This is a genomic window from Vagococcus allomyrinae (genome assembly GCF_017829975.1).
In the GTDB taxonomy this organism is placed as follows: Bacteria; Bacillota; Bacilli; order Lactobacillales; family Vagococcaceae; genus Vagococcus_D; species Vagococcus_D allomyrinae.
Genome location: NZ_JAEEGA010000001.1, coordinates 124,922 through 151,778, shown reverse-complemented (window position 1 = coordinate 151,778; position 26,857 = coordinate 124,922). Strand labels below are relative to the sequence as shown.

21 protein-coding genes are annotated in these 26,857 nt (G+C 40.8%); 7 read left to right on the top strand and 14 right to left on the bottom strand.

Going from position 1 to position 26,857, the window contains the following annotated elements:
• Positions 1-6 precede the first annotated feature (6 nt).
• Positions 7-780 (top strand): methyltransferase domain-containing protein, encoded by a 774-nt coding sequence (locus tag I6N95_RS00590; protein WP_209524397.1) that lies wholly within the window; start codon positions 7-9, stop codon positions 778-780.
• A 24-nt stretch (positions 781-804) separates the two neighbouring features.
• Here I6N95_RS00590 and I6N95_RS00585 read toward each other — a convergent pair whose 3' ends face one another.
• Both I6N95_RS00585 and I6N95_RS00580 read right to left on the bottom strand, forming a co-directional pair.
• Positions 805-3,861 carry an ABC transporter permease gene (locus I6N95_RS00585; protein WP_209524396.1) on the bottom strand — a complete coding sequence of 1,019 codons (3,057 nt, stop codon included), beginning with the start codon at positions 3,859-3,861 and terminating at the stop codon, positions 805-807.
• Positions 3,862-3,873: 12 nt separating this feature from the next.
• Complete coding sequence (locus I6N95_RS00580) at positions 3,874-4,569, bottom strand: ABC transporter ATP-binding protein (RefSeq protein WP_209524395.1); 696 nt, start codon at positions 4,567-4,569, stop codon at positions 3,874-3,876.
• 419 nt (positions 4,570-4,988) lie between these two features.
• Between I6N95_RS00580 and I6N95_RS00575 the strand changes: the two genes are divergently transcribed.
• Entirely contained in the window at positions 4,989-5,357 is a 369-nt protein-coding gene (locus tag I6N95_RS00575) for a VOC family protein (RefSeq protein ID WP_209524394.1), read from the top strand.
• Between the two features lie 104 nt (positions 5,358-5,461).
• Here I6N95_RS00575 and I6N95_RS00570 read toward each other — a convergent pair whose 3' ends face one another.
• The 12 genes from I6N95_RS00570 to I6N95_RS00515 all read right to left on the bottom strand — a co-directional run bounded on the left by I6N95_RS00570 (position 5,462) and on the right by I6N95_RS00515 (position 18,755).
• The gene (locus tag I6N95_RS00570; RefSeq protein ID WP_209524393.1) at positions 5,462-5,809 is read right to left on the bottom strand and encodes a DUF1831 domain-containing protein; all 348 of its coding nucleotides are present in this window, start codon (positions 5,807-5,809) and stop codon (positions 5,462-5,464) included.
• 68 nt (positions 5,810-5,877) lie between these two features.
• Positions 5,878-7,023, bottom strand: a complete 1,146-nt coding sequence (locus I6N95_RS00565) for a cysteine desulfurase family protein (RefSeq protein WP_209524392.1) — start codon at positions 7,021-7,023, stop codon at positions 5,878-5,880.
• A gap of 267 nt (positions 7,024-7,290) precedes the next feature.
• Entirely contained in the window at positions 7,291-7,518 is a 228-nt protein-coding gene (locus I6N95_RS00560) for a hypothetical protein (RefSeq protein ID WP_209524391.1), read from the bottom strand.
• Positions 7,519-7,575: 57 nt separating this feature from the next.
• Positions 7,576-7,818 (bottom strand): DUF6429 family protein, encoded by a 243-nt coding sequence (locus I6N95_RS00555; RefSeq protein WP_209524390.1) that lies wholly within the window; start codon positions 7,816-7,818, stop codon positions 7,576-7,578.
• A gap of 210 nt (positions 7,819-8,028) precedes the next feature.
• A complete protein-coding gene (locus I6N95_RS00550; protein WP_209524389.1) occupies positions 8,029-10,245 on the bottom strand; it encodes a helix-turn-helix transcriptional regulator in 2,217 nt (738 codons plus the stop codon).
• 35 nt (positions 10,246-10,280) lie between these two features.
• The gene (locus I6N95_RS00545) at positions 10,281-13,394 is read right to left on the bottom strand and encodes an alpha-mannosidase (RefSeq protein ID WP_209524388.1); all 3,114 of its coding nucleotides are present in this window, start codon (positions 13,392-13,394) and stop codon (positions 10,281-10,283) included.
• A 6-nt stretch (positions 13,395-13,400) separates the two neighbouring features.
• A complete protein-coding gene (locus I6N95_RS00540) occupies positions 13,401-14,231 on the bottom strand; it encodes a carbohydrate ABC transporter permease (protein WP_209524387.1) in 831 nt (276 codons plus the stop codon).
• A gap of 9 nt (positions 14,232-14,240) precedes the next feature.
• Positions 14,241-15,131 carry a carbohydrate ABC transporter permease gene (locus tag I6N95_RS00535; RefSeq protein WP_209524386.1) on the bottom strand — a complete coding sequence of 297 codons (891 nt, stop codon included), beginning with the start codon at positions 15,129-15,131 and terminating at the stop codon, positions 14,241-14,243.
• Positions 15,132-15,223: 92 nt separating this feature from the next.
• Complete coding sequence (locus tag I6N95_RS00530; protein WP_209524385.1) at positions 15,224-16,585, bottom strand: extracellular solute-binding protein; 1,362 nt, start codon at positions 16,583-16,585, stop codon at positions 15,224-15,226.
• A 360-nt stretch (positions 16,586-16,945) separates the two neighbouring features.
• Entirely contained in the window at positions 16,946-17,470 is a 525-nt protein-coding gene (locus tag I6N95_RS00525; protein ID WP_209524384.1) for a hypothetical protein, read from the bottom strand.
• A gap of 178 nt (positions 17,471-17,648) precedes the next feature.
• Positions 17,649-18,431, bottom strand: coding sequence for an HAD family hydrolase (locus tag I6N95_RS00520; protein ID WP_209524383.1), 783 nt, complete (start codon positions 18,429-18,431; stop codon positions 17,649-17,651).
• 39 nt (positions 18,432-18,470) lie between these two features.
• Positions 18,471-18,755, bottom strand: coding sequence for a hypothetical protein (locus I6N95_RS00515; RefSeq protein ID WP_209524382.1), 285 nt, complete (start codon positions 18,753-18,755; stop codon positions 18,471-18,473).
• 454 nt (positions 18,756-19,209) lie between these two features.
• Between I6N95_RS00515 and I6N95_RS00510 the strand changes: the two genes are divergently transcribed.
• The 5 genes from I6N95_RS00510 to I6N95_RS00490 are packed head-to-tail and all read left to right on the top strand — an operon-like array spanning position 19,210 to position 26,857.
• Complete coding sequence (locus I6N95_RS00510; protein WP_209524381.1) at positions 19,210-20,397, top strand: hypothetical protein; 1,188 nt, start codon at positions 19,210-19,212, stop codon at positions 20,395-20,397.
• A gap of 26 nt (positions 20,398-20,423) precedes the next feature.
• On the top strand, positions 20,424-21,944 hold the full coding sequence (gene wsfD, locus I6N95_RS00505; protein ID WP_209524380.1) for a glycan biosynthesis hexose transferase WsfD: 1,521 nt from the start codon (positions 20,424-20,426) through the stop codon (positions 21,942-21,944).
• Positions 21,934-23,484: a hypothetical protein gene (locus I6N95_RS00500; RefSeq protein ID WP_209524379.1), complete on the top strand. Its 1,551-nt coding sequence runs from the start codon at positions 21,934-21,936 to the stop codon at positions 23,482-23,484. The genes wsfD and I6N95_RS00500 overlap by 11 nt, the downstream gene beginning before the upstream one ends.
• A 4-nt stretch (positions 23,485-23,488) precedes the next feature.
• Complete coding sequence (locus tag I6N95_RS00495; protein ID WP_209524378.1) at positions 23,489-24,742, top strand: glycosyltransferase family 2 protein; 1,254 nt, start codon at positions 23,489-23,491, stop codon at positions 24,740-24,742.
• Between the two features lie 39 nt (positions 24,743-24,781).
• Positions 24,782-26,857 carry a cellulose biosynthesis cyclic di-GMP-binding regulatory protein BcsB gene (locus tag I6N95_RS00490; protein ID WP_209524377.1) on the top strand — a complete coding sequence of 692 codons (2,076 nt, stop codon included), beginning with the start codon at positions 24,782-24,784 and terminating at the stop codon, positions 26,855-26,857.

Below are 26,857 nucleotides of genomic sequence, written 5' to 3'. Positions count from 1 at the left end.
AACTCTATGAAATGGCAATCTAGTCAGTACTTAAAGTTTAAAGAAGAACGAACACAGCCGGCAATCGACCTAGTCGCCCGCATCCCAAACAACCCGTTTAAAACAATCGTTGATTTAGGCTGTGGCCCTGGAAACAGAACACATCTATTAGGCAAACAATTTCCCAACAGTCGGATTATCGGCCTCGATAGTGCTCCTGACATGATTGAACGAGCTCGTCTGGATTATCCTCAGTACCAATTTGAAACCTGTGATTTAGCTGATGACCTCACTCCTTTAGGTCAATTTGATTTGGTTTTTTCCAACGCTTGTTTGCAGTGGCTACCTAATCACCAAGAACTTCTGCCCCGCTTAAAAAAACTAGTGGCTCCTGGTGGCACCTTCGCTGCTCAATTACCAATGAACAGCGAACAACCCATTCATCGACTCATTAAGGAACTAGCGACCAATAACCAATGGCGGCCTTATTTTCAGGAAGTGCGACAGCAACACACCTTAACTATCAGTGATTACTTTGACTTAATGAAAGAAAACTATCCTCAGTTTGACAGTTGGTCCACAACCTACTTTCACCAGCTTAATGCTCATGAAGATATTATCGAGTGGTATAAAGGAACGGGACTATTGCCCTATTTAGCACAACTAAATGATAGCCAAATACCAGTGTTTTTAGCCGAGCTTAAAACCCAAGTCATCCAACACTATCCGCGGCAAAAGACTGGCACAATTCTCTTTCCTTTTCCTCGTTTTTTTATGATTGGCACAACAAAAACAAGCTGAGACTTTTCTCAGCTTGTTTGCGTCCTAGTCCTTCACCTTTAAGGCTTCGACCGTATTTATTTGTTTAATCTTTCGATGCATTAAGATCATTAACAAGCTGGCAATAATTAAGAGCGTAAAACCAGACTCGTTAAACACTTTCAACCACTCGATTTGGGGAAAGAATAAAAATTCCAACTCAACTTGTTCCATAACTAGCTGATGAAGTCCTTTTCCAATCACACTACCAAGTAAAATTCCTAAGAATCCCAATAATAAAATCTCACGAAAAATATAGCGAGTCAATTGCTTTTGACGGTAGCCCATCACTCTCATCACGGCTATTTCCTGCTTTCGTTCCAGAATTGTGATATAAGCCAAATTATAGAGAACCACTAACCCCAACAAGACCGCCGCTACAATCAATACCACAATCAAATTATTTAATTGAGCCGTCATCTCTTCCATCTTCTCAATATCACGCTGGCGAGTGTGCACATTGTTAACAGCTGGTAAATTTAAAAGTTCCTCTGATGCCTTGTCTCCCCATTTCTCAACAAGCAAAAAATCGCGCTGATACACAGCTGGCTCTCCCAGTAATTGTTCGTACGCTTTTTTACCAAGATAAACATAATGTAAATAATAGTTTTTAACAATTTTGGTCACTTTAGGCGTAATCGTCAGCCCTTCAGAATTAACCATCGGCCAAGTATCTCCTACCTTTAACTGAAAAATCTTTGCAAGTTTTTCCGTCACCACAACATCTGACTCTCCTAAAGTCAGTGACTTTCCTGAGTCCGCATCGGTCATTTCAATATACTGATGGAAAACCTTCGATTCTTCTGGGCTGACGAGAAACGTCTCAATTCGTTTTTTATCAGCTGTCAACGACTCCCATTTCTCTTGAAAAACTGGCAAGTGTTTCATCTTTTTTTCAGTCATATACGTCGAATATTCAGCCTCTTCCTCTGTTGAAGTCACATCGGCAAGCCCCACTGAAACATCGTACTTAAATACCTCATAAAATTGTTTTTTCTGCAACTGATCAACAGAATTACGGGCACCAAAGCTAATAAACAATAAACTCATACAACCGACAAACCCGATTAATAAAATACTCATACGAACCTTGTAACTCATGATATTGCGAATCGTCCGCTGAAAAAAGAAAGGAACTTGACGCCATAACCCCGGTATCCGTTCGATTAACAGGCGCTTGCCACTACTGGCAACCTTCGGGCGAATCAGCTGTAACGCCGGCAGTTTAAATAACCGGCTGTAGACAACATACGGAATAATCACCACTGAAATCACACTAGCCAATAAAGATATAATAATATAAGAAGGGTATACCTGAGACTGGTAATCACTGAAGTTATACATGGGGGAATACAAGTTGATGATCACTTGCGATAAACCAAAAACCCCAAGATAGATCCCTAACCCCAAGCCGATCACGCTTGAAATCAACGTATACAAGGTGTATTTCTTAATTATTTGACGACGATGGATTCCTAGTGCTAAAAGAGTTCCAATTTGCTCTCGAGATTGATCAATCATCCGCAAAATCAGAGTGGTCGTAATAATAAAGGCCACAAAGAAAAAGACAAAGGGAACCACTTTACTGACAACACCTAACCGTTCAATGTTTTCTTTAAAAGGAGTAAACGTCTCTGTCTCATCAATGCCCTGAATCTTGTAAGACAGCAGCTCAGCCTTAGCTTCTTCACGAGTCAATTCAGCCAAACCATTATCAAATTCTGTTGAAGTTTCCTTTAACTTGGCCAAACTATCGGCTAATTGTTTGGCTCCATCAGACCGCTCTTTTTCAAGATTGGCAAACTGTGCCGTTATCAGGTCGACATCAGGCAAGTTAACTGTTTCGAGCTGAACTAACTGGTCGATACTAAGAAACTGTTGGCGAATTACCGATAGTTTTCCTAATTCAATTTGATGCAAGCCGGCTTCTTTTTCATATGATGCTACCAAACGCTGATAAGTTTCTTCTAATTGAGACAAGCTTTCTTGTGAATCTGCTTGTCCTTGCAATTGAGCCAGCTCTTCCTGCTGAGTGGCGATTTGCTTCGCCACACTTTCCAGTCGTTTGCCTTCACTAGCAATTGCCCCTTCAGAAATTGAGAGTCGGTTCTTCACTTCTGTCAATTGCTCTCGATGTTCCGTTAACAGGTTTTGAGCCGTCTCATAGGCCGCCAACGCTTGCTTTTTTTCTTCTTCAAGGGACACCTTCTTATCGGAAAGTTCCTGTAACTCCTCTGCCAATTCCTTTTCCTGTTCAGCCACTTCCCGTTGTTGTTTAGCCAGATCCTTCTCTTGATCTTGTAGCTCTGACTTGATATCGCTTGTCGTTTCAGCAATTTTTGTTTCCACAAAGACGTCAACTGCCGCCTTAGCTTTGACTAGATCTGCCTCATAGGCTGAAGAATACACGTTTTTCTGACGACTTTTAGGCACGAGCTCAATGTCAATCGTATTAGGTTCCTGAGTAAAATCACCTTCCCCAATCAAACCGAACAAGTCCACTGATCCATTGCCAATGGCTGAGACACCACGGGCATTTTTACTGATGTAACGGGTAGATTCCACAAACCCAACTATTTTATAAGGAGTCTCCTTAAATGCAGGGTCATGGTTGCCCCCTTCCAAGAAAGAAAGTTCCTCGCCAAGTTGGTAATTTTTACGACCTTTACTATCAAGCACTAGTTCGCCACTTATTTCAGGGTAACGACCTTCAATTAACTTGAACTGCTCCTTTTGATCCTTAAAAGACAGAACTTCCAGAACCAAATTACCTGGTTGAGTAAGGGTTTGAGCCAAATGACCTAAAGTACCATTCTCAACTAAGTCAATTTCTGACAGTTGCTGAACATCCTCCAAATTAAACGCTACTGGCGCGATCACCTTTAAATCTTGATAATGATATTCCTTAAAATAAGCATTGGCGGTATGCAACATAGTTGGTGCTGCTGAATTCAAGCCAATAAAAAAAGTGGTCCCCATACCAATTAGTATCGCAATCGATATAAATCGAGCAAAGGATTTTTTTACTTCCCTGACTAAATCTTTTCTCAAAATCCTCTGCATGTTAGTCTCTCCTTACCAATTTAAACAATTGACTGGTTTTGGATGGTCAATTGTGGTTTGCTTCAATATTTCACCGTCAGAGACCTCCACAATCAAGTTTGCCATCTCCATAATAGCCCGATTGTGTGTCACCATTAAAACGGTTGTGTCATATTGTTTAGGCAGATTTTGCAGCAACGTCAATATTTCATGACTCGTCTGATTATCTAACGCCCCAGTTGGTTCATCACACAATAAGATCTTTGGTTTTTTTACCAAGGCGCGAGCAATCGAAACGCGTTGTTGTTCGCCACCAGAAAGTTGATTGGGAAAGCTTTCGAGGCGATGGCTTAATCCTACTTGTTCCAATACAACATCCACATCAAGACTATTTTTCTTCATTTTAGCGATCAATTCCACATTTTCTCTGACAGTCAAATTAGGAATTAGATTATATGTTTGAAAAACAAACCCCAGATTTTCTTTGCGGAAATCTGCTAACTGATCCTGTGAATAATGGCTAATATCAACTTTATCAATGATTACTTGCCCCTGGTCGACAGTCTCTAATCCACTAATAATATTTAAAATCGTCGACTTCCCTGTGCCAGATTCGCCTAATAAAATGGCAAACTCCCTTGGTTGAATATGAAGCGTAATATTTTTGCTCACCATAAAAGGGACACCACCGCTATTATACGTTTTACACACTTCTTTTAATTCAATCATCCCTAACCTACCTTCTAATCATCATAATTATTACCTTATTTAAACGGATTATTGTTCATTAAAGTTCACAAACCGGCCTTTATACGAAATAAATACCTTCCTTAATAATACGGCTTAATCCCTTATTAATCAATAGTTTCCTTTCGATTCAACCATATTTTTATCTAATACTAAGAGCATAAATTGTTCACAAATCCCTCTTTTCCTACCTTGTTCAACAATCAATCGTTACCATCCCCCTTTTTGTAGGGTGTCCCTCCTTATTTAAGCTGATATCTGTTCAAATAAAGTTAATAGACTCATCCGGCTAATTCAGAAAATAAACAGGTCAATACAGCGATCTCTTCATCAGTGTATTTTTTAAAAAAAGATTAATCAATTTTTATTTGTGTTAACATACTTAAAAGGAGGTTTTAAATTTGAAGCGAACATTTATGCAAGCTTATGTTAAAAATAGCGTTGAAGCAGTCAACGCTTATCAAGCTGCTTTTGAAGCAACTCTGACTTATCATGTTTTAAATGAGGATGGCACCTACTATCACGCTGAACTCGACATTTTTGGCCAAACACTCGCATTGTCCGAAACTCGTGAAGAACAACCAATCTCTGGTAATACGATGCAGTTTTGCTTTCACTTTGACAAAGAGGACATTGAAAAAGTTCAGCGAGCATTCGATACGCTCAAAAATGGGGCCAATATCCTCACACCGATGACCGCTACCGACTACAGCTCATGTCTGGTTGATTTCATTGACCAGTTCGGCATCAGATGGTGTCTTTTTGTCTAACACACTTCAAGCAACATTTCTGAATAAAGCGCTCATTAGACAAAAAAAGAGTGCTTTTTCCTTTTCCCTTAAAGAAGGAAAAACAAAAAATGCACTCTAAATGCTTATTCAGTTACCTTAGCAAAACAACCGCGATCAATCATGCCATCCATCAGGAAGTAAAACTTCTCCTGGTTCATTTCAAATTTATCGTTATTAAAAATATTCATGGCTTTCATGCCATTCGCTGTCGTAATCGACATTTTAAAGCTTTCCAAATCTTTGGCTACCGTAATTTTCAATTTAAATCCTTGCTTACTTTGAGGAGTTGCATCCAAAGGACGGATTAATTGTAAATTACCTGAATTGGTTTCAGTAAAGCCGTTGTCTCTAAGTGTGTACTTTTTAGCGTTTTCTCCTAATTTATACGTCACAGGACAACCTAATACAGTTGCTTGTTTCTCAAATGCCATTCTTTTCACCTCTATAATCTATGATACTTCATTATACTAATAAAATCATGGTCCGTCCACGGCATTTACTATTTCCCTAACCGATGCACGACTTCCAATAACCTTTCGATAAATAGCTCAATCTCTGCTACCGTGTTTCCCAAACCAAAACTAACCCGCAACGATTCTTTCGTACTAGGGTGTCCCTTGCCATACATCGCTTCCAGTACATGAGACGGTTCCACATTCCCAGCCGTACAAGCCGACCCAATCGACAGAGAAATCCCTTGAAGATCCAAGTGCATTAAAAGTAAATCATTAGGGATACCTTTCAGCCATAAATTTAGAATATGGGGAGACTTCTCTCCTTGCCCACCATTGATCACAAAAGGTATCTCTGCCTCTGTCAACGCCTCTTTAATCAACAAGCCAAAGTGCTCATACGCAGCCAGTCGTTTGGCTTTTTCAACAGGCGTCAAAATCTCCACTGCCGTAGCAAACCCTTGAATCCCCGCTAAATTTTCAGTACCTGGTCGCCTTTTTTCTTCCTGCTCACCGCCATGTAACAAGGCCGGCAAGCTAATGCCATCACGAATATACAAAAAACCAATGCCTTTAGGCCCGTTGATCTTATGAGCTGTCGCACTGAGAAAATCAACCCCCAGCGCCTTCACATCGAGCTCATCTAAACCAAATGCTTGAACGGCATCTGTGTGAAAATAGGCCGAGTGGCCTGCCAGTAATTGACCAATTTCAGCAATTGGAAAACGAACCCCCGTTTCATTGTTAAGGGACATTAGAGACACTAATATCGTGTCCTCCCGCAAGACTTCTGCCACCGATTCAGCTGTGAGTCCACCTGCTTCATTCACTGGTAAATAAGTCACCTCAAAGCCTTGATGAACCAGTTCTTTCATCGTATTTAAAACAGCAGGATGCTCCACTGCCGACGTGATGATATGTTTCCCCTCTGCCACTCGGGCATGAGCCGTTTGCATAATCGCGCTGTTATCACTTTCTGTCCCACCGCTGGTAAAAATGATCTCATGGTCATTGGCATTTAAACTATTGGCAATCTTGCTACGAGCCTCTTCCAACAAGCCGTGAGCCTGTCGCCCTTGCTGATGAATACTAGAAGGATTGCCGAAGACAGTCGCCATTATCTCGGTCATTTTTTCAATTACAAGGGGGTGCATCGGTGTCGTTGCCCCGTGATCCAAATAGATTCTTTCCATCGTCGTCATCCTTTACTAGTTATATAGTTCCCATTAAATAATCTTCCTTTACCGTTAAACTTTCAGCCAGAAAAAAGCTGAAAGTCCCACTCTTGGCGGATGATTATGCGAATTATCCAATGGAACTATCTGTTTGATTATTTAACATGATGTATCTAGTCGCCATTATATCAGCTAGTATAACGCAAAAAAGCCCGTCGTGCCACTCCCTCGCGCTACAAAGCTAGCACAAAAAGCCAACTCCCTTCCCCAGTCAGCTTTCTGCCCTTAATCTTCTTCGATTATCTCCGTTCGTCGCTCGCTTGTTTTCCCCTTAAGCCTTACCAGTTCCTCAGCTATCTTGGCATCTACGTCAACGTGGTCTTCGACTTGATCGGTATGTTTTTCATCTAGTTTTAGCAAATCATCCACGTCGTCTTTCTCCATAAACTTAGCCAAAGCCTTGGCCATATCTTTGGTTTGTCTCATGATAAAATCTTTTTCAAATTCTGCCATTTTAACCCGCTTTCTAATGCGTACTATCCTGCGAGATCCGCCTTTCAAAAGTCACAATCAATCAATTTTTAACCCATACTTTTCAAACAACCGCTTGGCTTCTTCCACCCCTTGAGGATAAAAGTAGACTGATTTTTTGCGCCCAGAACCGTCAATTAATCCTTTTTCTGACAACAGGTTTAACGTCGCATAATCATAGCCTTTCCAACTTCTAGTCACTTGAAAATCACCTAATTTTTCCTGCCAGCTATTCAAATACAGCAACATCAAAGTTAACTCTTCATTAAGTTCGTCTCTCATTCTTATCACCTCCCGATGATAAACCCCACAGCTATCTCCTTATTTGTTCCGATGCAACTAGCCAATTACCAGTTTTATTATATACATCATGTTAAATAATCAAACAGATAGTTCCATTGGATGATTATTTAATGGGAGCTATATACTTTAAGTGTAGCACAAAAAAGCGCCAATATTAAGACATAATAGTGGCACTTCTTTGGTTTCCCTTTAGCAGTCACGCATAAATTGCCCCGGTGACTGACCTTCAAATTGTTTAAAAATCCGAATAAAGGTATTAACGTTATTACATCCTACCATCTCAGATACTTCGTTTACCTTAAATTTTCCTGTGGACAACAATTCCTTGGCTTTATCGACTTTTAACGCATTGATATAGTTTTTAAAACTCGTCCCAGTGGCTTCCTTGATCACCCGACTGACATAGGATTCCGATAAATTGAAGCGGGTCGCAATAGCCGTCAGAGAAATATCTCCCTGATAATTTTCTTGCAAATATTCCACAATACGCTCCGGTGTCGTCTTATCGGTCCCTTCATTGACCGCCTTTACTTCTTGAATAACTCGCGTAAAAATATGGACAAAGGCGTCTTCCAACACCCCTGAATCATTGCTCGTAATTTTCTCAAACAATAGATAATGACTATTGGAAAATTCCAAAAATGACTTATTGACATAATTCAAGCTGCGCTTAATGGTGTTAATCAAGGCATACTTAAATTCAATGGTACTGTGAATGTTCATTTGCCGCTTAGTAAAATTGTCATGAGTCAAATCCACGATATACTTAATGCCTTCACCATAATTTTTTGTCTTTAACGTATTTAAAAACAATTGCTCTGACTCCAAGCTATAGTTGTAATCCTCTCGATTGTTAATGGCTGGGCTCTTAGTGGAAATAATTTTCGTTTCAACAAAAGAGTACTTCACATCAAGCAGGCTTAAAGCCTCATTATACGCGTGGGGCAATCTGGCAATGTCCGCGATTGGATTGGCAATAGTAAAGGTAATATCCACCGCGTTCTCCTTTTCAATCAAATTCTTAAGAGCTTCCAATACTGCGGTCACCTCGCGAATATCTTTCTCTAAAAAGAACAAACAAAAGCGACGATAATCGATGGCTACCGGCATAAAGAGCTGACTATTCATAGACGCCTGATACGTTTGAATGATCCGTTTGCGCAGCGTTAACACATTAAACTCACTTAAATTGGCCTCTAACTCCGATACCCCTTCCAATGACAAGATTACCAAAGTGCCACCATTCTGATAGTCTGTCAACTGCAGCTCCGACAGCTTAGCCGCCAGATTATCAGTAGCACCAAAAATAACCTCTTTTAAGAAATCCTCCTGCATGGCATAGAGAGACTTGGAATATTCCAACTCCAATTCCTGATTAGCCGCATTGATTCGTTTAATATTTTCCAAGATAAAATCCAATTCATTTTGATCCGCTAGTAAATCTCTGTTTTTATCTTGGTGATCATCAAAGTTTTGTAAAATCTGTTTGATTGGCATATAATTTTTTCGACTGCTGAAAAAGACAATGCCCACTCCCATAATAACCAATGAAGACAACATCCAAATCAAACTGCTGACGGATTCTTTAGTCAACGCTGTCACTTTCGTATTTGGCACGCTGTAATAATAGGTCATGGAAGGTATCACACCTGAGCGCCTCATAAAAAAAGTTTGGTCATCGATTTTTTCCGAAGAAACCAGTCCCTTATTATCCCGTCCTTTCGGTAATCCCAAGTTTAACTCTTTAGGCGGACCGATCTCAAATAGGCGGCTATCCTGATTACCAAAAACAAACATTCCAGTGTCATTAGGTAAACTATCCGGCAAAACCACCCCATTATCAAAGACAATAAAATAATAAATGCTTTTTTGCGTAGATTCTTGTGTTTGTTTGATAATCATGATCGACTTATCTCGTCCAGCAATGTACTCATAAGTGGAGTTTGTTTTATTCGACAAAATATTTTTAATCCGATACAATTCCTTCTCCAAATCTAAATGTTTGATATAATCATCAAACAAAAAATAACCATCTGGGGAAACGATATACCCGTTAATGTCCTTAGCTACCCCAATATTGAATCCTAGTTGGCTAATGGAAAATAAATTGTTCACGAGGTCGTCATACAAGGTAGAAAAAGAAGCAAACTCATTGTCTTCTTCCCGTAAATACTGATCGATACTTTCCTTCTCTGATAGAAAATTAATATAAGTAAATAACACTTCCAAACGATTGTCTATCGACAGACTGGTCTTTTCCAAAAACTGTTCATTCAAGCTGTTATTCTGATAAGCTAACCGTTCATAATGCTTGGCAATCGTCGTCCACATCAATAACCCACTGTATAAAAAAACAACAATAGAAAAGGTTAAAAATGTTCTAAACAGCAAATTTCTCTTAAACATTTCGTCACCCTCTCTATTGTTAGCCCGCTCTCTAACTATTGATTAAAGATAAATGTTTTGATCTCATAAGGCTTTAAGGTAAAACTAAGGTCTCCGTTCATCGTCTCAAAGCCCGTTCTGTCTTCCATCAAATTACATTCAGACCAAGTTGAATAAGCAAAGTTTGGCTGTAAGCTTACGTGCCGAGTATCCCCTGTATGCTCATGGACTCTCAGAACAATTCCCGCTCCTTCTTCAGCGACTTTGATAGCATCAATTATAACACATTGATCACTCAGAATAATAAAATCAGCAGGGATTTTTCCTGCCCCAGGTAGAACAGTCAATGGATTGTTTAACTGCCAAGCCTCTTCCACTGTCCTCCCTTCAATAAAATCGCCCTCATGAGGTAACAAACTGTATGTAAAAATGTGATGGCCCACATCTGCCTCAGGATCCGGATAAATACCTCCTTTTAATAACGATAAAGTCATGGTCTGTTCTTTAACAGAATGGCCATACTTAGACTCATTTAATAAACTAACCCCATAACTTCGTTCAGAAAAATCAATCCATTGATGAGCGACACTTTCAAAACGAGCCGAATCCCAGCTAGTGTTCCAATGCGTTGGTCGCTTAACGCTGCCATACTGAATATCATATGTTGCTTCTGTATTGCGAATCATCAGGTCGAAATGAGTTTTTAGTAATTGCTGACGCTCTTTCCAATCCACCTCTGTTTTAAAATCAATGCGGCGAGAGTCTCGATAAACCGTCATAAACTGACTGATCTTAGATTGACCAAATTGATAACTAAAACAAATAGTCGCTAAAAAGGAATTATTGGCAACCACTTCAATGGCTGTGGCGTTTAAAAGGCGACTCTTTTCACTGTAAAAAATATCGATGTCCCACGCATCATAATCAATTGGTTTATCCTCATAAAGCTTCAAGTAGTTCCCTAGGCCTTCAGGCTTGATGACTTGACGTTGATTGGTCTTATCATAAATACTACTTAGCTGGCCAGTTGATTGCCATTTTATCAAATAGTCCTCTGTTTCCAACTCATTGGCGACTAAATCAATCACCGCCGCTTTAGCCGATCTTTCCGGCTGCCGACGAGCTTCAAAGCGAATCTGCTGACTGCTAACAGGCCCAACCTCTGGTGTTTCAACTAAATAGCCCTTCGCTGTTTTTTCAGCAGCTAAAACAGCGCCCTGCTCATCGAGAAATTGCCCATCTGTCGCTACTGCCACTTGAATCAGTTCTTTCCGTGACCAGCTAGCTGTATTGTAAACCGTCCAGGTACCCTCTTCAGCCACATGACTCAACTCAGTGATTGCCGCTTCAATCTTATCAGCAATCTTCCAAGCCACTTCATACTCCAGCTTATTGTCTCGGTAAACTTCTTCAATCGAAGAACCGGGAATAATGTCATGAAACTGATTCCGTAAGATAATCGTCCAGCCCTGATCAAACCAACTCTTTAAGGCTTGATGCTCTTCTTTATCCACTAGTAAAGAAACCAATATCTCCAGCTCCCGATAGCGCAGTTCCAGTCGCCGGTTCATTTTTTTGACGTAAGCTTGAGACGTATAAGTTCCCCGATGGTACTCTAGATACAATTCCCCATCCCACTTATGAACATAGCCTTCCGTCTCTTCGATCGTCTGATGAAGGTCATGAAAGAACTCATCAGCTCTGCCCATTTCAATCTTAGGCAAACCAGGAACCTTATTGATGCGGCGGCGTTTTTCAAGCATGTCGCGATTGACGCCACCACCGCCATCTCCATACCCGTATGATAGCAATAACTGACTGTTAATCTCTTTATCCCGATAGGTGTCATATATCCCTTTAACAGTAGCTGGTTCAATCATACCGTTATAGGTATAGCGCCAGTCGGAGCCCGTGTCTTCAGATATTTCAGGTGTTGTAACAAAATGGGTTAAAATCTCACTGCCGTCAATCCCCTTCCAAATGAAGGTATCATGAGGCATCCGATTAAACTGATTCCAGCTAATTTTAGTCGTCATAAAGGTTTTAATACCGCTCTTTTGCAAAATCTGAGGCAACGCCCACGAATAACCAAAAACATCTGGTAACCATAAGTATTCAGTTTGTTTATTGAACTCCTTTTTGATAAATTGCGAACCATATAAAAATTGCCGAACAAAGGACTCACCAGAAGGAATATTGCAATCGGCTTCTAACCACATGCCTCCATCAATTTCCCAACGACCTTCTGCTACCCGTTCTTTGATTTGACTGTAGATTTCTGGATAATCCTCCTTGATATAAGCATACAGCTGTGGCTGAGTTTGCAAAAACACATAATCTGGGTATTGCTCCATTAACCGCAACACCGTCGAAAAAGAACGACTGGCCTTTTCTCGCGTGTGCTTTAACCGCCAAAGCCAAGCCACATCGATATGGGTATGACCTATCGCTTTGACCATCACATCTGTCTCTTTCGGTAACTCGTCAATTCTCAATTGAAGGGCCTGATTGCTCAAAGCGAGTGACTCGTAAAAAGTGACACTCCCAGCTTGAGACCAATCAATGCCTTGAAACGCTTTTGTGACTGTTTTAACCAAGGCCACCCGAGTCGGATCATTCTCAGCTAACAACTCAATGGTTTTCACTAACACATCTGTTGAATAATAAAAATCATCCACAGCTTCATCTAAAACTGCCAGATCCGCACATAAAAAGCGGTGTTCTTGCATGATTTTGGGGCCACCACCTTCTAAGCCAGACCACAATTTCAAACTCAATTGTAAGGTTTGACCAGCCATTTCAGGAGGCAAAAACACTTCTTGATGATTGGAATCCACCCCTTGATAAGGTTCATTGTTAATAAACAACAGGGATTCAAAGCCGGAATTATGACCACCACCTGTTTTACCAAAGTCGAACAACAGAACCAGTCGTTCTGTTGTGACCGGCACCACTAATTCCGTGCTGATCCACAAATAATAATCTCGTCCTTCCCACCGATCGCCAACTCTAAAAGGTTTTTCTTCGGCTACTACTCGCTCACTTGGGTATTTATCTTGCTTCGTTAAATCTTCTACGACTTGCCACTCACCAATCGCCAACCGGTTGCGGTAGCGATAAGGAGCTAATTCGGCCACACGGGCCTGAAACTTACGCATTTCTAAACTCATTTCATCCTATCCTTTCGTTGCCCCGCCTAAACTAAAGCCTTTAGACATAAAATTTTGTGATAAAGCGTATAAAGCCACCACAGGTACTGTATAAATAACTGAGAAAGCCGCTAAACGGCCATAATTCACCATGCCAAAATTACCAAAAAACTGAAAGATTGTCACAGAAGCTGGCATCTTGTCCGGTGATTGAATCAAGATATAGGGAACAAAAAAATTACCCCAACTGCCGGAAAAGGTAAAGATTGCCACAGTAAAGATCCCTGGTACGATCAAAGGCGCCACGATTTTATACACTCCTTGCCAAGATGAAGCCCCATCTACCCAAGCACTTTCTTCCAATTCAAGTGGCACTGAGTCCATAAAATTCTTCATCATCCAAATACCATAAGGTAAGGATGAGGCTGTTAAGAAGAAGGTCACAGCAATAATCGAATCTTGAAACTTCAAGTAAAGAAATAATTGATACACAGGCACCATCACGGCCGTCATTGGCAGTGATGTCAGAAATAAAATCGTCATCATAAAACTTTTCTTAAATTTTAATTGATAACGGGACAGTGGGTAGGCGGCCAAAACTGACAAACCGACCACCAAAATAGCTTGGGTTCCTGACATGCCCAACCCAATAAAGAACGAGCGAATAATCGCGGGATCTGTCAATATCGAAGTAAAATTGGCTAATGTCAGTTTTTCTGGTATTTTTAACGACTGAATAGCACCAGTATCAACAGAAGCAAAAATCATCCACAGTAAAGGCAGTAGGAACAACAACGCTAAGATACTTAAAATGAGATAATGAAGCCCTTTTTCTATTTTTTGACTCTTTTTCACCATGTTGCTCACCTACACTTTCACTTTTAAGGTTTTCATATATAAGAGACTAGCACCTGCGCCGATTACCAATAAAACTAGAGAGATGGCTGTGCCATACCCGAGTTGATAACTAACGAAGGCCTGTTTGTACATAAAGACTGGTAAGGTTGACGTACTTGATCCTGGTCCACCGCCGGTCATTGTATAGATCAAGGTAAAGACCCCTAAAGTTTGCAAAGTAACTAACATGACATTGGTCGCTATCGTACCACGGACCATCGGAATTGTGATGTGCCGCACGACTTCCCAGCGCGTTGCCCCATCCATAAAGGCCGCTTCTTCTACTTCTTTCGGAATATCATCCAAAGCCGATTGAAATACCATCATCGAGAAAGCCGTCCCCCGCCAGATATTGGCGATGACCACACTAATCATGGGAAATGTAAAGAGCCACGCCACAGGTTCGATATTAAATAAGCCGACCAAAGAATTAGCGGTCCCACTATCTCCTAAAAAAGCCACCCAGCAAAAGGAAACGACAACTTCTGGTGTAACCCATGCTGCAATAATAATTAAACCAACTACTTTGCGAAAATGCTTATTCTTTTCCTTCATCAAGAAAGCAATTAAAAAGCCAAAGAAGCACTGTCCCAAAACAGCTGAAAAAAGAACAAAGACAATCGTGTTCCAGACACTTACCCGAAACTCTGGATCCTGAAACATCCTAGCAAAGTTTTCAAAGCCAATAAACTGCAAATTACTAGCATCTGCTCCCGTTAAAGAGAGATTGGTAAAAGAAAACAGAACTGTTAAGACCATCGGACTAATAAAGAAAATTAACAACAAAATTAATGACGGCGAAAGAAATAATAACGACTTTTTCGCATTCGACAACTGATTTTTTACAGCAGTTCCATCCATTTTTCCACCTACTTAAAAGTTTAGCAAAGGAAAAACTTCCTTTGCTAACTAGTTTTTATAAAATGACTTCCACTTTCTCAGCAAATAATGCCTTAGTCTTTCACATTTTCTTTGCCGACAATCCGCGTCACATTGTCTGCGTATTGCTTAGCTGCTTCTTCAGGTGTTTTGCTACCACTGGCTACAGACTCTACCATGTTTTGAATTTCTGTTGAAACATTTGGATATTTATCATTAGCTGGACGGAAGTAGGCATTTTCCAATAATTCCGTTGCTTCTGCCATAAATGGCACTTCTTTGTATTCAGGAACTTCAGCAGCATCTCCGCGAACCGTCAAGTTCCCTTGTGCCAAAGCACGAGCGGCTTGCTCATCTTTTGTACCTAAAGCCTGAATCACACGCCAAGATTCATCATGGTGTTTACTCTTCTTCGGAATCGACCAAGACCAACCTCCTGCCATGGTTGTCGTTCCTGGCGCTTCGCCATTTTGAGTTGGCATCGCCGCAAAACCAAATCGTTCCGTCGCATTGTCAATCGGCACTACCCCATCACTCTTATAGTTCCCGATATTCCAGATACCGTCTAAAATAATCGCCGCCTCATCATTTGGAAACTTCTCCTGAAATAGAACAGAACCGTAATTACTATTCATCGCAACTGATAAAGACGGTCCGATCTTTTCTTTGTTGTATACATCGTCAACAAACGTTAATGAATCTTCTATCCCAGCAGTGTTCACATTCCACTTCTTGGTATCCGTATCAAACAATGTATCTTTTGTTCCATATAACAACATTTCAAAGGTTTGCATGGAAACGGACTCGCCATTGGCCTTAGCTACACCCATTGAAAAAGGAATAACTTTTGGTGCTTTCTCTTTAATTGTCTTGGCAGTCGTGATAATTTCTTCCCAATTTTTCGGTTGCCAATCAACCGGCAAGCCAGCTTCTTTAAAAATATTCTTGTTATACCACAAACCACGAGAATCGGTGACACCTGGTATAGCATATAAAACACCGTCCTCACCTGTCGAACCAGCTTTTAAGTTTTCTGTGTATTCTGGCCATTCAGACCAATCTTTTACTTTGTCATCTAATGGAAGCAAATAGCCCGCATTAGCATCGGAATTTAACATAAAGGTATCTTCTGCTACGACATCTGGTGCCGTACTTTCTGACTGCATCGACAAGGCCACTTTAGAAAAATAATCCCCTTCACTGGCAGTAATAGGTGATAACACTAATTTTATATCCTCATTCTCTTTTTCAAATTTCTCAGCAAAGGTTTCTAAATAGGTCCGCAGAGTATCCACTTCACCAGTATCTCGCCAAGTGACTTTTATTTCAGTTTTACCAGAGTCTTTAGCAGACTCTTTTTCTTTGCCACCACAAGCTGACAATGTTGTGACTAATGCTGCACCAGCTACTAATCCTAATAATAATTTCTTTTTCATCAATTCTCTTCCCCCTTAATAGGTGTGTTCTTTTTGTCATCGCTTTCATTTCGGCCGAAACATTCGCGCTTAACTACTCTTATCTTAACGAAAAGCCCCACTGATGAATATCAGTATTATTCATGATAATCCCTATTAGGCCAACGAATCACAAAAAAACGACATAAGGTCAAATTATCGATATTTACAGTCAACGCCTATCAAAAGCAGACCGATAATTTCATAGCAAAATCAGATGATCAGCTAAAAAAGTGTTGCCCTCATTTTTTCAAATGATGTCGAAGAAAACAAAAAACCTAGAAACTGACCGTCCAGTTCCTAAGCTCTTCTTAAGAATCCCATAAAAGGCTTCCTTGTTTATTACCGTACTTCTTTAATATACTTATGGACCGTTCCAACAGAGACTTCACATTTTTGCGAAATTTCACGAATTGATCGTCTCTCAACCATGTACAACGATTGAATTTGTTTAATCGTCCGTTCATCGATTACCGGTCGACCAAAGGTTTTTCCTTTTGCTTGTGCTTGAATTTTTGATTTTTCGTAGCGACGCTGCATCGTTCGTTTCTCACTGGAAGCCAGCTCTACTAGAATTTCAAAATACACCTCGTGAGGCAAGGGCTCTGCCAATCCTTGTTCCACAAATCGGATCACATGATCACGATCTTTTAGTGCTTCTAATATTGGGAAAAATTGAATCAATTGTAAATTCAAATCATCCAAACTGTGTGTCAGTAAAATAAATTCATCACTTTTCGCCGCAAATTCTTGCAAATTTGCAATCTTTGATAAGCCTTTTGTGGGCTTAAACAGAAAGTCAGATTTCCCCATCATCTCTTTCTTATTAGCCTCTTGTTGAACATATCCTAAAATTTTTTTCCCCATTACTAAAATTCCCCATCCATCTTTTAATTATTGAGCAACTTTCATTTAATTGCCCTTTTTATAGTTTTACTATACGATAAAAAACGTCTGGCGTAATTCTCTTTTTTGCCGAACTTACGGCAAAAAACAAGCTCAGATATAATAACATAAGTTATCACATCTGAACTATATCCCTATTTTATAGCTTAGCAATCAGCCCCGATTTCACTAAAGACTGGTAAATACCATCTTCATCATGGCTAGCTGTTACTTCATCGGCACAGGCTTTTACGGCTTGGCTAGCATTTCCCATGGCCACACCATGACCGACTAAACGCAACATTTCCCGATCATTGTCACCATCGCCAAAGGCAATCGTATCCGCCAATGAAACCCCTAATTTATCGGCCAAAATCGCAATGGTTTTTGCCTTAGAGCCTCCAAGAGGGATAACGTCTACCCCTACCTCATGCCAGCGCACAAAATCAAATTCTGTAAAATCGGCATAAATGTCCTCTTGCTCAACGCTATGGAATGTCAAGGCCTGGTAAACATCTTCCCTTTGATAAAAATCAACGTCATAATCCGGTTCGCCAGAACCAAAACTTGTCATAGCCGAAACCAACTTGTCCCCCGACAACTCATTGTGCCGACGCATCCCATAAAGCCCTTGGAAGATTAAATCCAACCCAGCCTGATCAGCCACTTTCACCAAGCGAGCTAAGCCCTCTTTCGACAAGGGGTGACTGTGAACTAGCTCATGATTCATAAAGGCTGCTGACCCATTACAACAAATATAATGATCAAAAGCAACTGCTTTTACCACCTCTTTGGCCAAATCATAATTACGACCTGTAGCAATTGCCAAATGGTGTCCCGCTGCTTTTAACGCCTTAATACTTTCAAAGGTACTGGCCGCTATCTCCTTCTGAGAATTTAATAGCGTGCCATCAATATCAAATACAATTAACTTGCGATTCATTTACTTACACTCCACTTCAAGAATTTGTTCCAAGATTCATTATACCAGACTTTGAGCCATAAGTTTGCTCACAATGACTCGCTCAAACTCCGCTCCCACATCCACAATGCTGTATCCTTCTTCTTTATAAACAAAAACCAATCGACGAACATTACCATTGACTTGCCAATGGAGCTTTTCCAGATCTCTCATAGACATACAACGATTCAACTCTTTCATCCTAGGATCAGGGGTTTCCATCATCAACCTCTCGCCTTCACAATACATCCTGACATAATAGTAATCCATCCCAAGCTTGTCTGTCATTTCTACAATCAAGTTCATGTTAATAACCACCTTTCGCTCTTACACCTAGTATATTCTCTGGTATGGGTTTCAGGTCAAGAACCAATTTAACTTACTGCTACTCTTAGTCAGACCCCAGTTAGCTGCCACCAGCAAACAGACATCTGTCACTTTCCAATTGTCGTTTTCGTCTTTTATCTCTCATTCCACCTTGCAAATTAGGCACCTTTAAACAAAATTTTTAGGTAGTCTGCTTCTGAAAAAAACACGTTTATGACTGACGTTCTTTTATCACCTTCTAAAAGAACCGCGTAAATAGCTTGATTTCACAGCTTTAAGACGAGCAATACTTCCTGTTCCCTTTTGAAATTACCACTAATGTCAGCTAGTTCTCTTCAACCCCTTTCCCTTACTTATTTCCCCTGTTTATACTATAATATGATGGTAAACGAGACTTAATGTCCTTTAAAATCATAATAAAGTGGGAACCATCATGAAAAAAAAATCGAAAGCGTTAGCTGTTTTGTTATTTTTAATGTTTGCCGCTATTCTTTTTTTCTCAGTCCTTCACATCAGTACAAAACGAGAAGAAACACCCATCAGTTTACCTGCTCCCGATGATCATGAAGCTGAAAACACCTCGGTCAGTCGGCAGCCACCTTTAGACGTCAATCATGGGGATGTTAAAATTGATCGTCTGTTGGCTTTTATCAAAGATAATATGATGGATCAATACGGTGTTTTCACTAATTACCAACAGACTAAAGAAGATCAAGAGGTGGCGACTGGCCACGAAATATTAAGTGAATCAGCTGGTTTTATGATGGCCTTTGCCGTAAGTGCCCAAATGGAAGAACTGTTTCAAAGCGAAGTCAGTAAGATGCAACGAACCTTTGACAATGGTAGCTTTTTTAGCTATCGCTATTCGCCACTTAAAGGAAAACTATTTCCCGTTAATGCAGCCGTTGATGATCTACGGATTATTCGTGTCATGGACCACGCTGCTGATGTCTTTGAAGATTCTTCTTGGCGCAACTTGTCACAGACCTATGCCAAACGCTTTAGTCAAACCAATTTAATCGATGATCATTTGATTGATTTTTACGATGGCAGCAGCAAACAAAAAAGCCAACACATTACCCTTTGCTACATTGACCTAGCTGCACTAAAGTTATTGCCACTCAACGAAAAAAGTCTGAAGCAATTATTAACTACTCAAGAAAAAATTCTGACAGAAGGCTATCTCTCTGACGAGTTCCCCCTCTATCAAACACGTTATAATTACGAAACAAAAGGTTACGAAGACTCACAACAAATCAATATTGTGGAATCTCTTATTAGTCTTTTGCACTTAGTCCGACAAGAAAAACAGCAACCTGAATCAATCGCTTTCCTAAAAAGTCAAACAGCTAAAGGCAAATTGTACAATCGCTACAGTCAAGATGGCCAAGTAGTAGATGACAATCAATCGACGGCGGCCTATGCTCTTACAGCAATTATTGCTGCTCGCTTAGGGGACGTTGACTTTTATCAGACAGCCATTAAACAGATGGAAAAATTTCAAGTGACTGACAGTAGCTCCCTGTTTTATGGCGCTTTTGGGAATGCTGCTAGCCAAGAGTTTTATTCCTTTGATAATTTACTTGCTTTACTCGCTTATCAGGCGAACCCTACTGCCTAAATGTATTCTTCAAGGAGGTGCTCCGATTGCCTGCAATCAATCAGCAAATTAAACAAACTACCTTAAAAATAGAACAAGTTATTAAGACCTACTTGTCACCAGCCTGGCTAAGCGTCATCTTAATCGGGCTGATTACCAGTTGGGTTCTATTTGTTTTACCCGCTAATGGCGTCGCTAATAACGGTGACTTTAACAAGTGGTTCGAAGCCGCAGGTCTCTATCCCTTACAAGGCTTTACAGAAGATGGCAGTGGCTATTTCACTCGCCAGTACGGGATTTTACAATATTATAATCCAGATAGTTCAACCTGGCTTTCCTCCCAATCCGCTTTCTTAGCTGTGGCCCTGTTTTTAAACAAGCTCTTCTATAGCCACGTTATTTTTGATATGCGTTTTTTAGGCGGCCTTTATCTCCTTTATTATCTAGGGGCGATCTACTTACTGACTAGCAGTATTACCGGTAAAGGGAGACAACGAAGCGATTATCTACTAGCATTATTGGTCGTCTTTATTTTGGGAGACACTAGCTATACCCTGTACTTCCATTCCTTTTACGTCTTGGCTCTAGTATTGATTACCACCGTGTATTTATTTGCCTTATCAATCGCTTTCTATCGACGATTATATCCAACCAAATTCATGCTCAGCTTATTTTTAGTTAATGCCTTTTTATTGATTACCCTCCATCAGCAATTTTTATACATGGTGCTTTTCTTATTGGCTTGGCTAGTTCTCATCAGTTTTACCAGTCGGCTTTTCAGCACTAAAATGTTCGCTCTATTTGGCACCTTCACCATTCTGTTAGGAGCCAGTATCACGTTCTCCTTTATTAATTTAGGCAATCGTAATTATCAGCATTTCCAAGCTTTTTCCCAAGGTCTGATGAAATCAACTACTCAAGACATTGACTTGGAGCATCAACAATTAAACAGTCAGTATGCCCTTGTAGCTGGAGAGGATTACTTTGCTGAATACTTGCCGATCGACGTGGATGGCAATGAAATTTTCACTGATTTTTATCAGCCTCTCGATCAGTTTTGGCTCTTAACCTACTATCTGGAACACCCCGTTCATTTAGTCAGCCTGATGAAGACGGCCATGCCTCAAGTCTCTCAAGTGCAAGATCCTAACCTAGGAAATTTGGAAAAAAGTCAGGGAGAACCTGCTGGAACTAAAAGCCACTTTTTTAACGGCTATCAAACGTTGAGAAGCGCCTATTTTCCTAAAACCTTTGGCTTTTATTTGGTTTTTAGTTTCATTATCTTAATCCTGTATGTACCACTAATTGTTAAATCTTGGCGCCAACACAATCGTTGGCGAATGTTACCAGCTATTTTTATATTATCCTTTTTAATGATGACCTATCTGAACTACCTAACAGCCATCATTAACTACGGAATTGTCGGCATTACACTGCGACTGTTTATCATTCCCTTAATTTTTGATTTAATTCTGATTTTCACTTTAGCAGAATTACTTCACCGAAATCTCTGGCGACCGGTAGACCCCTTAATGAATGAACGAGGAGGTGTCTCTCATGAAAAATAGATTCTTTTGGCTAATAGGACTGCTTGTCTTCATCTTTGCTTATCCAAATACGGCCACAGCAGGGACGATTGACCCAGTTCAGCCCCGAGATCGGCTTCTGCTAGTCTACGACAGCCTAGCCGTGGAACAAAAGGGTGATGAGATGATCAACTTAATGCAAAGTCTGTTAACCAGCTTACAAGTTAGTGTTACGACCCTTTCAATCGATGACTATCAAACAGGACAGTTGGCAGATTATACCGGACTAATTGAGATCATTAACCAACCCGATTTACCGATCGACAACCAGACCTTTCTGAAGGAACGAGAACTCTATCAAAAAAAACGGCTTCACATTGGCCAAAACTTGCCTGAAAGCTGGCGTCAAGTCTTGGGATCCCCCCTTAAGCGACTGTATGACAGTGCCAGTCTGGATAGTCTAACCTTTCAAGCCAGTGAAAACCTTCAGCAAAACGTGACTGTTGACGTCTTAGTCGACGATCAGCACAGTAAGAGTTACGGCAGTCTCAATTACAACAATGAATTAGGCCGCTATCCCTATGGTAGCCTTCAAGATGGCGTAGCCTATTTGCCATTTTGGCAAACAACAGGCTTGCCTTACTTAATTGGCAATCGGGTCATTTGTGAGTGGTTAGGGATCAACCAAGTCGTCAGACAATACCCTTTACTCGTCTTTGACGACTTTACTCCTGTCTCTGACTTTGGCATTTTAAGAACTCTCCAACAAGAGCTACAAGCAGCTGGATTGCCATTTGCCATCAGTGCCACTGGTATTTGGGACAACTTGGACACCAAAGCAGCTAATAATTATTTGGAAATTTTAACAGAAATCTCCACTCAAAACAGCAGTTTATTTTTGCAAACACCCTTTGTCCAAAATAGCAATCGGGAAGATCAACACGCTCTCCAGCGGCAGATGGCGACTAGTTTAACCTTCTTTTTGGAAAACAAAGTATACCCTGTTGGAATTGCCACCCCTGCCTACTGGAATCAAGATGCAGACTACCAAGAGCAAGCCTTGAACTTTGCCGATACAACCATCTTGTTGCCTAACCGAAACCGTCAGGAACGGTTAAAAGCCACGACTAATCAATTGTATCAAACAGCTTATGTCGGCTTTGACTCAGACAGTTTTCGTAATATTGATTTGTGGGGTGTCAGTGAAAAAGTCTTTTTCTCACCAACCGCCATAGTCATTCCCTTTCCAGAAACTGAAGAACGACTGGAACGAATCTTAACAGGATTAACCACTACTTCTTATCTTTTTGAAAATACCTTGTATACCGATCATCGAGTCGTCACTAACAGTCATACTCTGGAAGTAAAAAATCAGCAATTCTTTTTGGATGGCCAACGTAAATGGATTGAAAGTGCCATTCCTTTCGAAGCAAAAGCAGTGGCTAAACCAGACACTAGCCTAACCAGCTTTTTTGCTACTCAAAATAAAATTTTAACTGTCTTTATTACAGGAACCTTGATTGTACTGGGAATCTTCCTGATCATCAGCTACGTCTTATACCGACGAAAATACGGGAGGTGACGAGATGACTTTAGCGGATTATTTACTTTTAATTGCCACATTGTCGATTTGGAGTTTATTACTAATTAACGTCATCCTAATTATTGCTGGGTACATCTATTACATGAAAATTGAAGGGGCAGAGCCGCCAACCATTAAAGGAGAAACACCTTTTGTCAGCATTATGGTCCCAGCCCATAATGAAGGAATTGTCATTGTTAAAACCGTAGAGGCCCTTCTGCGGTTAAACTACCCCCATGATCGCTATGAAATCATCGTGATTAATGATAATTCCTCAGACAACAGTGCCGACTTATTACAGGGGATCCAGTTAAAGCACCCTGAACGGCTTTTAACAATTATTAACACCGATGGGATCACTGGTGGTAAAGGAAAATCTAACGCCTTAAACTTAGGCTTTAAGCAAGCACAGGGCGAACTTATCGCCATTTATGACGCCGATAACACCCCTGAAAGAAATGCCTTGCAATACCTGGTGGCAGAACTGACCCACGATCCATCACTGGGTGCCGTCGTCGGTAAATTCCGTACCCGCAACCGAGATGCCACCTTGTTGACTCGCTTTATCAATATTGAAACTCTATCATTTCAGTGGATGGCTCAAGCTGGGCGCTGGCAACTGTTTAAACTTTGCACCATTCCTGGCACTAATTTTATCTTGCGTCGGTCTATTATCGAAGCCATTGGTGGTTGGGATGTTAAAGCACTCGCCGAAGACACCGAAATCAGCTTTCGCATCTATACGATGGGCTACCGCATTAAATTTCAACCGAAGGCAGTCACTTGGGAACAAGAACCTCAAACCATAAGCGTTTGGTTTCGTCAGCGAACACGCTGGGTTAAAGGCAATGTGTATGTCATCTTAAAAAACTTGCCCTTGCTGTTCGATCCTAAAGCCCGTAAGATTCGCTTCGATTTGCTTTATTTTCTGGCTATTTATTTTCTGCTGCTAACCTCATTGGTAGTCTCTGACACGATTTTAATTCTGAATATTTTCGGTTACATCCATACAACCTTGGCCGGCTTTAGCGGTCTTCTGTGGCTGTTGGCCATCGTTCTGTTTATCGTCGGGACCTTTATCACCATCACCACGGAAAAAGGGGAAATGAGTGTGGAAAACCTAGGCATTATCGCCTTGATGTACGTTACCTATGCCCAGATGTGGATGGTTGTCGCCGCCTATGGCTTGGTCATGTACATCCGTGAAACCTTGCTTAAACGGGAAGCTAAGTGGTATAAAACCGAACGCTTTAAATAACCTTAGTTCGAAAAAGTTTACATAATTGGAGGAGAAACAATGACTCGTTTTAACTATTGGTTCAGCCTGTTGGCCTTGGGGTTAGTCTTAATCATGCCAACCCTTGCCACTGCTGAAGAAGAACCGCTCAAAAACCAACAGACCTTTATTACCGAATTTCAACAGACTGATCAATCTCTGACCGGTCCTCTTTCCAGCCAAACGATTTATTTTCAAGTCTTGGATTACTGGAATGTGGACCAAGCCCAGATCAATCTGGACTACCAAGTCTCACAATTAACCAAACGGGAACGCTCTAACTTAACCTTCGTGGTCAATGATGCCAAATTTCATTCATTAGAACTGGCCGCAACTGAAACAGATAAACAACACGTTCAACTGACTATTCCTAAAGAATTACTAAAAACGGGGGTCAACACCTTAGTTATTCAAGGTAGTGTCAATACCATCGACGACGAAGAAGTCTGTCGAATCACCACCACACCAGCCGACTGGTTGCACATTTTTGACAGTTCAAATGTTGGGGTCCTTTATCGCACCCAAGAACTGACAGACAGCATCAAAGATTTTCACAAGCGATTTAGCGGCGTCGACACAATTGCCCATCGTCAAGTGGCCGTTTTAGTCGCAGGTCAAGCCGAACCAGCCGAACTAGAAAGTGCCACCTATGTCTTATCAAGCTACGCCAAAATTGAAAATAAAGATGGCGAAGCCATTCCTGTGGCCCAGTTAGCTGATGAAGAATTTAATCAAGTGCCCTATCAAATCATTATTGGCCTTTACGATAACCTACCTGCCGACCTACAAAAAGAAGTCGAAGATTTAGGGAATGATGCCCAGCTAAAACTGATTAAGCGTGATCAACAAGATATTTTATTACTCACAGCCGAAAGCGAGGACGCACTCATTAAAGGCAGTCGCTTTATTGCCAACTCCCAATTAATGTCAGAAGTGTCTCAAAACGAAAAAATCGTCGGTCAAGATACTTTGACAGACACACCTATGATCGAATCTGAAAAGCTTTTTCATCTAAATGACCAAGGCGAGAAATTAGTGGGACCTTTTCATCAAGAAAAACAATTTTTTGTATCCCTTCCTTCTAATCGGTCAATTGCCACCAATAGCGAAGTTTACTTAAAATTCCGTTACTCAGAAAACTTGGATTTTAATCGCTCACTGGTCACTATCAGCATTAACGGCATTCCTATTGGCAGCCAAAAATTAACACAAGCCAAAGCCGGGGAAGACGAGCTGGTCATTACCGTACCAAAAGATTTAGATGTGGCAGGCGACTTCACTTTGACTGTTGGCTTTGAATTAGAAATTCAAGATTTGCCATGTACCCCTCGACAAGATCAAATGCCTTGGGCTTACATCGCACCTGAATCAGCGATGACGATTCACACGAAAGATCGTCAGGATTTGGTTTTTGCTAACTACCCTTACCCGTTTTTACGAGAAGGCAGTTTCAATCAAGTCGCCGTCCTATTACCAGCAAAGGTGGATCAAAATATTTACCGCTCAATCACGGCCCTCTTTAACCTTTTAGGACGATATGCTCAAGACAACACCGGTGATGTCGTCTTTGTCAATGCTGGCTCAACAGTTCCTGAAAAAATCCTGCAAGCCAACAATTTGATTGTTCTCGGCAGCTATCAGGACAATACAGTGGTTAAAGACCTTAACAACAAACTGTTTTTCCGCTATGACGATCAAGGTAAACGCCTCGTCTCCAACGAAAAAATCAGTATTGAAAGTCAATATGGCGCTGAAATCGGCTCCGGTCAATTAATTTTCTCACCCTATGAAGAAGGCAAAGGAATTCTCGTATTAACGGGCGCCACCAGCCGTGGCGTGTATCTCAGCGCACAAAAACTGTCCAGTCAGGAAAAAGTTAGCCAACACCCCGAAGATGGCTTTATCGTAGACAAAGATGGCAATATCAATAGCTTCCGCTTCAAAAAAGAATTAGCTAAAGAGCAGGTTGGAACTTCTACTAAATTGGCAAATAACTCCTTACTACTGACCTATGTCGGTGTGCTGATCTTTGTAGCAGGAACCTTAATTGCTGGTTTGGCCTATATTGTGACAAAACACCGAAAGAAGGGCGCTTAA

What these genes read in the sequence shown, in the direction of transcription:
- I6N95_RS00590 (WP_209524397.1), top strand. Translation starts at nt 7, where the DNA reads ATGAAATGGCAATCTAGTCAGTACTTAAAGTTTAAAGAAGAACGAACA.
- I6N95_RS00585 (WP_209524396.1), bottom strand. Translation starts at nt 3,861, where the DNA reads ATGCAGAGGATTTTGAGAAAAGATTTAGTCAGGGAAGTAAAAAAATCC.
- I6N95_RS00580 (WP_209524395.1), bottom strand. Translation starts at nt 4,569, where the DNA reads ATGATTGAATTAAAAGAAGTGTGTAAAACGTATAATAGCGGTGGTGTC.
- I6N95_RS00570 (WP_209524393.1), bottom strand. Translation starts at nt 5,809, where the DNA reads ATGGCATTTGAGAAACAAGCAACTGTATTAGGTTGTCCTGTGACGTAT.
- I6N95_RS00565 (WP_209524392.1), bottom strand. Translation starts at nt 7,023, where the DNA reads ATGGAAAGAATCTATTTGGATCACGGGGCAACGACACCGATGCACCCC.
- I6N95_RS00560 (WP_209524391.1), bottom strand. Translation starts at nt 7,518, where the DNA reads ATGGCAGAATTTGAAAAAGATTTTATCATGAGACAAACCAAAGATATG.
- I6N95_RS00555 (WP_209524390.1), bottom strand. Translation starts at nt 7,818, where the DNA reads ATGAGAGACGAACTTAATGAAGAGTTAACTTTGATGTTGCTGTATTTG.
- I6N95_RS00550 (WP_209524389.1), bottom strand. Translation starts at nt 10,245, where the DNA reads ATGTTTAAGAGAAATTTGCTGTTTAGAACATTTTTAACCTTTTCTATT.
- I6N95_RS00545 (WP_209524388.1), bottom strand. Translation starts at nt 13,394, where the DNA reads ATGAGTTTAGAAATGCGTAAGTTTCAGGCCCGTGTGGCCGAATTAGCT.
- I6N95_RS00540 (WP_209524387.1), bottom strand. Translation starts at nt 14,231, where the DNA reads ATGGTGAAAAAGAGTCAAAAAATAGAAAAAGGGCTTCATTATCTCATT.
- I6N95_RS00535 (WP_209524386.1), bottom strand. Translation starts at nt 15,131, where the DNA reads ATGGATGGAACTGCTGTAAAAAATCAGTTGTCGAATGCGAAAAAGTCG.
- I6N95_RS00530 (WP_209524385.1), bottom strand. Translation starts at nt 16,585, where the DNA reads ATGAAAAAGAAATTATTATTAGGATTAGTAGCTGGTGCAGCATTAGTC.
- I6N95_RS00525 (WP_209524384.1), bottom strand. Translation starts at nt 17,470, where the DNA reads ATGGGGAAAAAAATTTTAGGATATGTTCAACAAGAGGCTAATAAGAAA.
- I6N95_RS00520 (WP_209524383.1), bottom strand. Translation starts at nt 18,431, where the DNA reads ATGAATCGCAAGTTAATTGTATTTGATATTGATGGCACGCTATTAAAT.
- I6N95_RS00515 (WP_209524382.1), bottom strand. Translation starts at nt 18,755, where the DNA reads ATGAACTTGATTGTAGAAATGACAGACAAGCTTGGGATGGATTACTAT.
- I6N95_RS00510 (WP_209524381.1), top strand. Translation starts at nt 19,210, where the DNA reads ATGAAAAAAAAATCGAAAGCGTTAGCTGTTTTGTTATTTTTAATGTTT.
- I6N95_RS00500 (WP_209524379.1), top strand. Translation starts at nt 21,934, where the DNA reads ATGAAAAATAGATTCTTTTGGCTAATAGGACTGCTTGTCTTCATCTTT.
- I6N95_RS00495 (WP_209524378.1), top strand. Translation starts at nt 23,489, where the DNA reads ATGACTTTAGCGGATTATTTACTTTTAATTGCCACATTGTCGATTTGG.
- I6N95_RS00490 (WP_209524377.1), top strand. Translation starts at nt 24,782, where the DNA reads ATGACTCGTTTTAACTATTGGTTCAGCCTGTTGGCCTTGGGGTTAGTC.